This is a genomic window from Actinomyces urogenitalis DSM 15434 (assembly GCF_000159035.1).
Lineage (GTDB): Bacteria > Actinomycetota > Actinomycetes > Actinomycetales > Actinomycetaceae > Actinomyces > Actinomyces urogenitalis.
Genome location: NZ_DS999574.1, coordinates 511889 through 522921, shown reverse-complemented (window position 1 = coordinate 522921; position 11033 = coordinate 511889). Strand labels below are relative to the sequence as shown.

The following is an 11033-nucleotide window of genomic DNA, read 5'->3' as shown; positions in this document are numbered from 1 at the left end:
CAGGGCCAGGGTGGTCAGGCCCTGGAGCGCGTCGAGGTACTCCGCGGCCAGGCGCATGCGCTGGCTGCGCGAGCCACCCGAGGAGCGGCGCAGTCGCTTGTGCGCTAGCGCGATGCCCCCGGGAACCGCCACGAAGAGCAGGGCCAGGACGGCTGCGCTCACGGCATCAACCGTCACGGCGGTCAGGGCCAGGACCAGCAACGGGGAGGAGACAGCGGCGATGGTGGGGGCCAGGAAGGTCTGCCGGTAGGCGGCCACGCGCTCAGCGCCGTCGGTCAGCAGGGCCACGGTCGCGCCAGAGCGGGCCTCGCTCACGGCCCCCGGCCCCAGGTCGAGCAGGTGCGCGAGCACCCGACGGCGAATATGACCTTCCTCCGACGCGGCGCTGGAGCGGGCGATGAGCTGGGTGGCGCCGGCGCAGACCGCGGCCACGAGCGCAGCGAGCACCGCCTGCAGGGCGCTGGCTCGCCAGTCGGCGGTGGGGTCGGCCAGGCGCGCGGCCGGGGTGACAGGCATGAGGAAGGGGGACAGAGCGCCCAGACCGCGCCCGAGGCAGATGAGAGCCCAGGCCTGAGCCAAGGCACCGACCGTCGTTGTTGCCGCTGCTGCCACGGTGGCCTGGCAACCCCGGCGGGTGCCGAGGGCAGGGCGGGGCTCGCGGGTAGAGCGGGTGGCGTCGGTTGTGGCGGGGCTGACCGCACGGGCAGGGTGTGGCGCACGGGTGCGATGAGGTGAGGGAGCGGCGTCGGGCATGCTGGCGGGCTGGGACAACGGGGTGACCTCCTTGCCCGCGGCCAGGAGCGGGCTGAGACATTGTCCCCCGCCGCCGCGCCTGGTCATGACGACGCTGCGTCACGACCTTCGCGCAGAGTTGAGCGGCAAACCCGCACATCGCCTGCACGCGCGTGTCACACTCAGGACATGAACGCGATGCGGCTTGCAGGCTCCGCGCCCTCTCTACGCCACCTGTCCTCCCCCGCCCCTGAGACGACCCCGTGGCGCGACATGCCGCACGTCGTCGTCGAGATCTGTACCGAGGACGTTGAGGGCGTGCGGCTGTCCGCGCGCGCCGGAGCCGACCGCGCCGAGCTGTGTGACAACCTCGGCGCTGAGGGCACCACGCCGTCAATCGGGACGGTCGAGTCCGCGATCTTCGCCGCCTCTGAGGAGGTGGCGCAGCGTCGGGCGCTGGCTGGACCGCACTGGGCCAAGCAGCCTGATGCCGCGCCCTTCGGGCTGCGCATCATGATCCGCCCACGCGGAGGCTCCTTCGTCTTCAGCTCGGACGAGGGCCGCGCCATGGTGGCTGACGTGCGCCGAATGGCCGCGCTCGCGCGCGAGATGAGCGAGTACACCCGCCCGCAGCGGGTCGCTGGTTCGGTCGCGCCGCAGCCGCCGGCCGTTGAGATCGGCTTCGTCATGGGGGTGCTCACCAGCGAGCACGTCATCGACCGTGGCCTGCTGCGGCTGCTCATCGACACCGCTGACGGGGCTCCGGTGACCTTCAACAAGGCGATCGACGCCACCCGCGACCTGGTCGAGGCCTACGGGGACCTGGGCGGGCTCGGGGTGGACTACGTGCTGACCTCGGGCGGGTCGCCTACGGCGCTGGAAGGCGCGGAGGTGCTGCGTGGGCTCGTGAGTACGCCCGGCGGGCCACGCGTCATCGCCGCCGGGCACGTGCGCCCGGCGAACACCGCGGAGGTCATTGAGCGCACGGGTGTGCGGGAGATTCACATGCGCTGCTCGCGTGACGACTGCGCGCCGGGCGCTCCTCAGCGCACCGACGAGGCCAAGGTGCGCCGCGCCGTCGAGGCCGCGCGGTCACTGGGGCGGCCCGCTGGCGCTGACTCTGGATCTGGGGCTGACTCTGGCACCGGCGCGTAGGAGAGATCGCTACCCCACCGCTCCCTCCGCTACCCCGCCGAGCCCTCCGCTACCCCGCCGAGCCCTCCGCTACCCCGCAGCGCGCGCCACCGGATAGCGACCAACACCAAGGGATAGCGAGGGACAGAACGAGGTAGCGGCAGTTGTCCAGGTATTCAGTTCCGCACGCGCTACGGGGTAGCCAACGCCATCACGGGATAGCGAAGGAAACAGAGAGGTAGCGAACGCGAGCGAGGGGCGGCAACGGCCGCCCGGGAGCGATCTGCGCCGACGCGACGCCGTATTCCCACCCGTCACATTCGCCCCGATAGTCGCCGCCCGGGCTCCACAGGCAACCCCCGTGACACCCTCGGCAACGCCCGTCCACAGGTCGTCTGCGGGCAGCCGACCGACCGCGCAATCCTTGGTGCATGTGGACCGCACCAATCAGCATCACGCTGACCAGGGACCTGACTCTTGACGGGGTGAGCTCCAAGAGCTTCGCCCGTTCGACGCGTCAATCGGACAGCGATCTCATGCCTCTGCTGCGCGGGGCCTACGTCAACCGTCAGGAGTTCAAGGCCCTGGATCTCAGCCAGCGCCACCTCACTCGCCTGTGCGCGCTACGACTCGTGGGCCGGCTGAGCGGCGAGGCGGCGATCGCGCGCGAATCAGCGGCCGTCATTCACGGTCTGCCGCTGATCGGCAAACTGCCCGAGCGCGTTCAGCTCGTCCGCCGCGGACGCACCGGCGGCAAAACCACCGCCGCAACCCGTACTCTCCCCGCGCCCGAGGACTGCGACATGGTGGAGATCGACGGCATCCGCGTGACCAGCGTGGCTCAGACGCTCATCGACCTCGGTCGGCGTCGACCCTTCGCCTCCAACCTCACGAGCCTCGACGCCGCCCTGCGACGCGGCAACGTGACAAAGGAGCAGCTCCTCTCGCTCGTGGATGCTCACCCACATACCTCGGGCAACACCCGGCTCCGCCGGTGGATCGAGGTCGCGGATCCGCGCTCCGAGTCACCGGGAGAGAGCCTCAGCCGCGCGGTCATGATCGAGCACCACCTACCGCTACCACGTCTCCAGGATGAGATCTGGGACCTGCGAGGACGGCTCGTCGGGCGCGTGGACTTCATCTGGCCAGACCTGGGCGTCATCGGCGAGTTCGACGGCAACGTCAAGTACGGACGCCAGATGGCCGGCCGACCGATCGAGGAGGTCATCCAGGATGAGCGTCGGCGTGAGATCGCCGTTGAACGTGCCTCGGGCATGCGAGTCGTGCGCTGGCTGTGGCGGGACGCCTGGCAGGGCGAGCCGTTGCTGCAGATCCTGGCCGACGTCGGCGTGCGCTGCACGCACTGACGAATCCAGCCCCGGCAAGTGCGCCCACCGGCGGAAGACTCGATGGCACCGCCCGTGCCAGTCCTTCCCGCCGCCGCCACCCTTCTGTGCGCCGACCAGCCCTACCCGTTCCTGTCCTTCGCTACCTCATTGCCACCATCGCTACCCCACCGCCACCGTCGCTATCCCTTCGTGTCGCTCGCTACCCCGTAGCGCGCGCTGTGGGGTAGCGAGCGACACGAAGGGATAGCGAAGGACAGAACGAGGTGACGACGACCGCCCGCACACTCAGCAACGCACGCGCCACGGGATAGCGGGCAACACCAAGGAATAGCGAAGGAAACAAAGGGATAGCGACGGCTGGGCAAACGAGGGCGACGCACGAGCGAAGTCGGCCAGGTGGCCGGGGCACTTCTGGCAAACCCCACCCAAACACGCACGCCGGGCCCCACGGATGCGGCCCCTGTTGGCAGGAACGCAGAGACTGACCTCAGCACGCACAGGTTGGGCCCGCTGCCGAAGACGCCCGCGCCGAGCCCTCCCCTTTCTTACCTCCGCGCGCGCACGCGCTGGGCGGCCTCCACCAGGTGCCGCAGGCTCGCCACCGTCTCCTCGTAACCACGCGTCTTGAGCCCGCAGTCCGGGTTGGCCCACAGCTGCTCAATACCCAGCGCCGCCACCGCGCGCTCCAGCAGCTCCTCGCACTCGTCCACCGACGGCACACGAGGCGAGTGGATGTCCCACACGCCCGGCCCCAGCTGCCGCTCGAAACCGTGCTCAGCCACCGCCGGCAGGATGTCCATCCGCGAGCGCGACGCCTCGATCGAGGTCACGTCCGCATCCAGGTGGTCAACCGCGTCAATGACCACGTCGAACTCGGAGTAGCACAGGTGGGTGTGAATCTGCGTCGCCGCGCCCGCGCCACCGGTCGCCAAGCGGAACGCTCCGACCGACCACTTCAGGTAGTCCGCACGCTCGGCCCGGCGCAGCGGCAGCGTCTCGCGGATCGCCGGCTCATCCACCTGAATCACCGGAATCCCGGCAGCCTCCAGGTCCGCGACCTCCTCGCGCAGCGCCAGCCCGAGCTGGTCAGCCACCAGCGCCCGCGGCACGTCGTCACGCACGAAGGACCAGGCCATGATCGTCACCGGTCCGGTGAGCATGCCCTTGAGCGGCTTGTCCGTCAGCGACTGTGCGTAGGAGGACCAGGCCACCGTCATCGGCGCGGGCCGGCTCACGTCGCCCCACAGGATCGAGGGCCGCGTGCACCGCGAGCCGTAGGACTGCACCCAGCCGTGCTCGGTGGTCACGAAGCCGTCCAGCAGCTCCGCGAAGTACTGAACCATGTCATTGCGCTCAGCCTCGCCGTGGACGAGCACGTCCAGCCCGATCTCCTCCTGGAGCTCCACCACGCGCGCAATCTCCTGGCGCATCGCCTGCTCGTAACCACTGTGGTCAAGCTCGCCGCGGCGCCACGCAGCCCGAGCCGTGCGGATCTGGGCGGTCTGCGGGAAGGAGCCGATCGTCGTCGTCGGCAGGAGCGGAAGCCTCAGCCGCGCCGCCTGGACCTTCTGACGCTCGGCATAAGGCGAGCGCTGGCGGTCAGCCGCGCTCACGGCGCCGGCGGCGGATCGCACCTCGGCCCGGTTCACGCCCGGGTGGGTGGCCCGCTCCTCGCGCAGGCGGGCATCGAGCGCCAGCTCCTGCGCCACCGCCTGCTGCCCCTGGGCCAGAGCGCGGGCCAGTACCCCGACCTCGGCGACCTTCTGGTCGGCGAAGGCCAGCCACGAGCGCACGTCGGCCGGCAGGGAGGTCTCACGTTCGGCGTCGTGCGGCACGTGCTGGAGCGAGGTGGAGGTCCCTACCACCAGCGGCGCGTCCTCAGGCAGGTCGCGGCGCAGGCCCTCCAGGAGCTCCAGCGCCGCCTCCAGGTCCGTACGCCACACGTTGCGCCCCGAGACCACGCCGGCCACAACGCTCTTGCCGCCGAGCGACCCCAGCTCCTGCGCCGTCGGCCGCTGCCCAGCCACCAAGTCCAGGGCCACGCCCTCGATCTCAGTGGCAGCGAGAACGGGCAGAGCGTCCCCCAGCGAGCCGTAGGTGCCCGCCACCAGCACCTGGGGACGCTCGGCGATGGCGCCGATCCAGGTGTAGGCGGCGCGCACAGCCTCCAGCACCTGCTGGCGCGGCACGTCCCAGGCGTCGGACACCAGCGCCGGCTCGTCAAGCTGGACCCACTGGGCGCCGGCTGCCCACAGGTCGCCCAGGAGGTGTCCGTAGGCAGCGAGCAGGTCGGGCAGGCGGTCGAGCGGGTGGAAGTCCGGGCCGGCTTCGTCGGAGGCCTTGGCCAGCAGCAGGTAGGTCACCGGTCCGACGACGACGGGCCGCGGCACCTCCTCGCCGGCGCGCTCCGCCTCCAGGACCTGGGCGCCAGGGCCATCCGTCGGGTCGACGGCGGCGAAGCCGGGCACGTAGTCCAGGGGGGTGTGCTCGTCGAGCTCGGGGACGAGGTAGTGGTAGTTCGAGTCCAGCCACTTGGTCATCTCCAGCGCCGCGCACTCACCCTGGCCTCGCGCGGCCGTGAAGTAGCCGGGAAGGTCCGTGCCGGGGTAGCCCTCGCCGGCGCTGCCACCCAGGTCGGCGAAGCGGGTGGGCAGGGCACCGAAGGCCGTGGTAACCTGGAGGACCTGGTCGTAGTAGGCGAAGTCCGCCGGCACAGCGCTAGGGCCGGTCAGTCCAAGCTCGCGCAGGTGGGATCGAGTGGCCTTGCGCAAGGACCGAGCCGAGCGACGCAAGGCCGCCAGGTCGGTGGCACCCTTCCAGTAGGACTCCACCGCGCGCTTGAGCTCGCGGTCGGCGCCGATGCGCGGGTAGCCGAGGATCGTGGCCGGCGGCAAGGGCGTGGTGGGGATCTGCGAGCCCGTGGTGGAGGGCTGCGTGGCGCTGGGGTGGTTGATGGAGGTCATGGGATGCCTTTCTGTCTGGCAGTCATCGAGGTCAGGACGCGCACGGCGCGGGGAGGGATGAGGACGTACGGTCCCTGCGGCGTCGGCCGGTGGCGGACCCGCAACGGCGGGACCCGGCACCCGTCAGGGCCGAGCCGCCACCGGCATTCGCCCCGTCAGCCGCGCGCCGGAACCTGGCACGGCGTTGATGTAGGCGCGGGCGATCTCGCGCTGGGTGACGCGGTCAGGGCGGGCACCGTCGAGCACCCCGCCCAGGCGGAACTGGGAGATGACGTCCAGGGCGGGGCGGGTGCGGTTGAAGGTGTAGAGGTGCAGGCCGGGCGCGCCTCCCTCAATGAGGTCGCCGGCAAGCTGGAGGGTGGCGTCGATGCCGGCGGTCATGACCGAAGCGCCCTGGCGCGAGGTCAGGGTCTGGCTCAGCCGAGTCGGCACGCTCACGCCGGTCAGGTCCTCCAAGCGGGTCAGGCGCCGCAGGTCGGTCAGCGGGATGATACCGGGCAGGATGGGCATGGTGACGCCGCAGTAGCTGGCGGCGCGGGCCAGAGCGAGGTAGTCCTCGGACTCGTAGAAGACCTGGGTGATGGCCAGGTCCGCGCCCGCGGCCTGCTTGGCGGCGAGCACCCCGATCTCGCGGGCGTAGTCAACGGCGGCCGGGTAGGCGGCCACTGCCACCTGGACGTGGCGGGCGCCGTCGTCGAAGTACTCGGCCTCGACCTCACGAATGACGCGGACGAGCTGGTCGGCGTGGCGCAGCTCGCCAACGACGTCCTCGGCAGCCACGCCACGCGGCGGGTCTCCGCGCAGGGCGAGGAAGCGCCTGACCCCCATGTCGAGGAAGAGGCGAACGATCTCGACGACGTTGGCCTTGCGGTAGCCCAGGCACGTCAGGTGGGCCATGAGCGGGACGCGGGAGGTGGCGATGACGTGGGCGACGACGTCCTCGGAGGGGTTGTGCTCGCGCACGACGTGCAGGCGCGTGGGAGAGCCTGCTGCTGCGGTCGGGCCGCCCGCTGTCGTGATGAAGCGGGGACGGTAGGTCACCGAGACGAAGTCGGGGCGGGCGGCAAGGAGCCGGTCGAGAGCGCCCCAGGTCTGCGAGGCGTAGCGGCCCGGGCGGGGAGGGAAGAGCTCCAGGGACAGGCTCGGGCGGGCGGGCTCGGCGGGAGTGAGAGACGGCGCGAGAGCTGCCGGGGAAGGCTCGGGGGACGCCGGGGAAGGCTTGGGGGCGACGTGACGGGTATACGGCTGTGCCAGGGACGGCGACATGGTGTTCTCCATCGATCCTGGCGGAAGCACCCCGCGTGAGGGTTGCTGCGGCGTCATAGAGCCAGGTCTCTCAGCCGCTCTGGATGGATGTTGGAGCAGACCTTACCGACGGCCGGGCGCTCACGCAAATCGCGCCATACCGCAAGAAACTAACCATTTGGTTTGTGCTCCTCTGGTGGCGGCAGGCCCTAGCGACCGAGGGGCTGGCGGCCGCGGGCCTGGCGGTAACGGGGCTGGCGGCAGACCCTGGTGGCGACGAGCATTTTCGCCGATGCCACCGGCGCAGCCGCTGCGTTTGCCCATCCTTCGCGCCCTCCGCACTCCCACCAAGACCGCCCACGCCCGTCCTCTGCTACCTCACCGTTACCTCCGCTACCCCTTCGTTTCCTTCGCTACCCCGTGGCACGCGCTACCGGGTAGCGACCAACACCAAGGGGTAGCGAACGCCAGAACCGGGTGGCGGTGGACACCATGGGGTAGTAGCAAACCGCACAAGCACGGGGCCCAACCGCGTCACTGCCCGCCCTCCGCTACCCCTCCACCATCGCCGCTACCCCTTCGTTTCCTTCGCTACCCCGCAGCACGCGCTACCGGGTAGCGACCAACACCAAGGGGTAGCGAAAGGCAGGAGACGGTAGCGACCAGCACCATGGGATAGCGTCGAAAGCGGAGGAGGCGCCCGCTACGGGGTAGCGACCAACACCAAGGAGTAGCGACAGGCACAACGGGGTAGCGGTGGACGCCGCGGGGTAGCAACGAAAGCAAGAGCTGACCCACACACGCACGGTCGACCAACACCGCGGGATAGCGAAAGACAGGAAGAGGTAGCGGCGAGCGCCAGGCAGTAGTGACAAGCGCCACGGAAGCACCACGCCGCAGCAGCCCACATGAGGTCGCGCCATGCACCGCGGGGCGGCGGCGCAAGCATCACGCTGCCAGCGCAATCCCCCGGGCCCCGCCACAGGTCCGTCGCCCGCGAGCGCCGGCTGGCCTAGGTTGGGAGCATGACTGACGTCCGCATCGACACGGCCCGGGGCATCTCCCTGTCCGGGACGCTCCGCCTGCCCGACGGCGTCGCCGATCTCGACCCCGAGGCGCTGACCACGCTCGTTCGCGAGGGCGGAACCGCCCCAGCGCGCCACGAGGCCGTCATCATCCTGGCGCACGACTTCCTCACCGACCGCCACGGCTTCAGCTACCGCCTGGACCAGCTCGCGGCGCGGTACCGCCAGGCGGGCTACGCCACCTTCCAGTTCGACTTCTCCGGCCTGGGCGAGTCCGACGACGACGTCGTGACCCTGGCCGGCGAGAGCGATGACCTCCAGGCCGTGTGCGGCTGGCTGGAGGACCTGGGCTACTCGCGCCAAGGCGTGCACGCCAACGGATTCGGGGCGACGGCGGTGCTGCTGGCCCGCCCGGAGCCCGTACGCGCCGTGGTGCTCTCCGGGGCGGTGGTCGGCCCGCAGTCGATCCTGTGGGAAAACGTCTTCTCCCCCGAGCAGCTCGACGAGCTCGACCGACACGGCCTGACCCGCCTCGTCGATGACAACCCCAACTCGCGCGAGTGGGACGTCCTGTCCAAGCAGACCCTGGCCGACGTCTCACTGCAGGAGCCTGCACAGATCATGGCGGACCTACCCTGGCCCGTCCTCATGCTGCACGGCGCGCTGACGGAGGAGTTCCCCGACTCCACCGCCGGGGCGACCGAGGGCTTCGCGCTGCTGCGTGACGGCAGCCAGCTCGTCCAGGTCCACGCCGAGGACGCGGAGGATGCCCAGGTCCAGGTCGCCCAGCTCGGCGTCGACTGGTTCGCCCGCCGCCTGCGCTAACCCGCCTAACCGTCCGAGTCGGCGCCAACCGGCCTGACCGGCTGCGCTGGCCGACGACGCCGAGACCTCGGAACAGCTCCAGCACCTCACCGCAAGGCGTCATCCGACTGGGCCGTCACAGGCTCGCCGCTTCCGCGCGCCCCTCCAGCTCGACGACGAGCGCGCGGTGGTCCGAGCCCGCGACCTGCACTACCTCCGCCCAGCGCGTGCGCCATGTGACCGCATCCACCAGAACGTGGTCGATCGTCGCGCCGAACAAGGCCGTACGCGTCGAGGTGGGCCAGGTCGCCAGGCCACCAACCCCGCCCTGGACCGCAGCATCCGCGCAGCCGCCCAGCTCTCGCATCACTGCGTGGTCCAGCGTGGCGTTGAAGTCTCCTGCGACCACCAGCCCCGCCTGGGGCGACTGGCATCGCTCCACGACCTTCTCTACGGACTGCCTCCACAGCTCCATGGTGCTGGGCAGGGGCGCGATGGTGTGCACGCCCAGGATCGTCGGGCGTGCATGCCCGTTGAGCTCATCGCCTCCCGCCGGAGTGAGGTAGACGGCGCCGTGCCCCATACCGGAGACCTTGCCCTGCTCGTAGGGACCGATCGCGGCGGAGACGAGCACCGTCGTCGTCAGACTGCTGCCACCGTCACCGGCCGTGAAAGCCGTGAAGGAGAAGCCGTCCTGCCCGGTGAGCTCGAGCAGCTGCTGCGTCAGCTCCTCACTGGCCTCCAGCAGGACGACGACGTCCGGCGCGACCTGCCGGACCTCCAGCGCCAGGTCGATCACCTTGGCTCGGCCCATGTAGGTGTTGAAGGACAGCATCGTCAGGCTTCCGTCCCAGTCGCCGGGGTCGGCATCGGCCGCCTGGGCCATCGCCGGCCGCGCCTCGTCGCTCCGGCCCAGGCCTCGATCGGCGAGCACCCAGGCGTGCACGCCAGCCACGAGCACGAGGACGACGGCGATGATGACGCGCCGCCGCCCCAGGTCCCTCCGCCAGGCCCCGACCAGGGCGAGCAGCACGAAGAGCACACCGACCGCGGCGAACAGGACCACCAGCGCGCTGCGCACGGCGAGGGCCTGGGTGAAGGGCGCCCGTATTGACAGCCGCAGCGCCGGGTTGATTGCGCCCAGGATGTCTGGCGCCAGGCTGAGCAGGCCGACGGCGCAGATCAGCACCGTCACGCACCATCCCACTGCCCGGGTCGCCTGCCGCCACGCGCTACGAGGCGCGCCGGGGCGGCGGGGGAGGCGGGCGCCATGGGAGCGGCGGGAGTCGACGGCGCGGTGGGAGCGGAGGGAAGCCTGGGAGCGCTTGCCGGAGCGACTGGAGGTCTGCGCAGTGCTGCCAGCCTCGCCCCGAGAACTGCCAAGCTCGCCCGCGGAGTCGGCATCGGCGTCGAGATCACTCATAGGGCCCATCATCGCCCCAAACTGTGCGCCTCGTCACGCCAACTGGCCTGCTGTTGTCCGGTTGAGACGTGCCTTCACGTACGAGTGCGTACTGCTGCGATTGTGGCGTGCCTGCCGTGCCCCGACAAGCACGCCACAATCGCGCGAGCACGCCCACATCCGCACAAGGACGTCATTAAGGAAGAATGGGCACCGGTATGAGCACTGAGACGACACCTTCCGACGCCGGGACCAGCGCCGCGCACACCACTAACCACGCCGCACCCGCCGGCGCCACCTCCGCCGAGGCTGCCCCCGACACCGGCACCGCCTCTGGGCGAGACGACGCCGCCACTGCCCGCGGCTCCGACGTCGCCCC

7 protein-coding genes and 1 riboswitch are annotated in these 11033 nt (G+C 70.7%); of the genes, 3 read left to right on the top strand and 4 right to left on the bottom strand.

The annotated features are described in order from the left end of the window. A partial coding sequence (locus tag HMPREF0058_RS12570; RefSeq protein WP_006548038.1) for a 6TM ABC transporter family protein occupies positions 1–579 on the bottom strand: 579 nt, incomplete at its 3' end. Positions 580–930: 351 nt separating this feature from the next. Between HMPREF0058_RS12570 and HMPREF0058_RS02215 the strand changes: the two genes are divergently transcribed. Then, positions 931–1887, top strand: coding sequence for a copper homeostasis protein CutC (locus tag HMPREF0058_RS02215; protein WP_006548037.1), 957 nt, complete (start codon positions 931–933; stop codon positions 1885–1887). Positions 1888–2297: 410 nt separating this feature from the next. Next, positions 2298–3233 (top strand): hypothetical protein, encoded by a 936-nt coding sequence (locus tag HMPREF0058_RS02210; protein ID WP_006548036.1) that lies wholly within the window; start codon positions 2298–2300, stop codon positions 3231–3233. Positions 3234–3760: 527 nt separating this feature from the next. Here the strand turns inward: HMPREF0058_RS02210 and metE are convergent. Then, complete coding sequence (gene metE, locus HMPREF0058_RS02205) at positions 3761–6178, bottom strand: 5-methyltetrahydropteroyltriglutamate--homocysteine S-methyltransferase (RefSeq protein ID WP_006548035.1); 2418 nt, start codon at positions 6176–6178, stop codon at positions 3761–3763. Between the two features lie 123 nt (positions 6179–6301). After that, complete coding sequence (locus tag HMPREF0058_RS02200) at positions 6302–7456, bottom strand: methylenetetrahydrofolate reductase (RefSeq protein WP_006548034.1); 1155 nt, start codon at positions 7454–7456, stop codon at positions 6302–6304. Further along, positions 7450–7534, bottom strand: a riboswitch (SAM riboswitch). Its footprint overlaps the gene before it by 7 nt. Positions 7535–8448: 914 nt before the next feature. Here HMPREF0058_RS02200 and HMPREF0058_RS02190 point away from each other — a divergent pair. Further along, positions 8449–9273: an alpha/beta hydrolase family protein gene (locus HMPREF0058_RS02190; RefSeq protein ID WP_006548033.1), complete on the top strand. Its 825-nt coding sequence runs from the start codon at positions 8449–8451 to the stop codon at positions 9271–9273. Between the two features lie 115 nt (positions 9274–9388). On the opposite strand, the gene HMPREF0058_RS13330 is transcribed toward HMPREF0058_RS02190, so the two are convergent. Further along, positions 9389–10675, bottom strand: coding sequence for an endonuclease/exonuclease/phosphatase family protein (locus HMPREF0058_RS13330; RefSeq protein WP_048681545.1), 1287 nt, complete (start codon positions 10673–10675; stop codon positions 9389–9391). Positions 10676–11033: the final 358 nt, after the last annotated feature.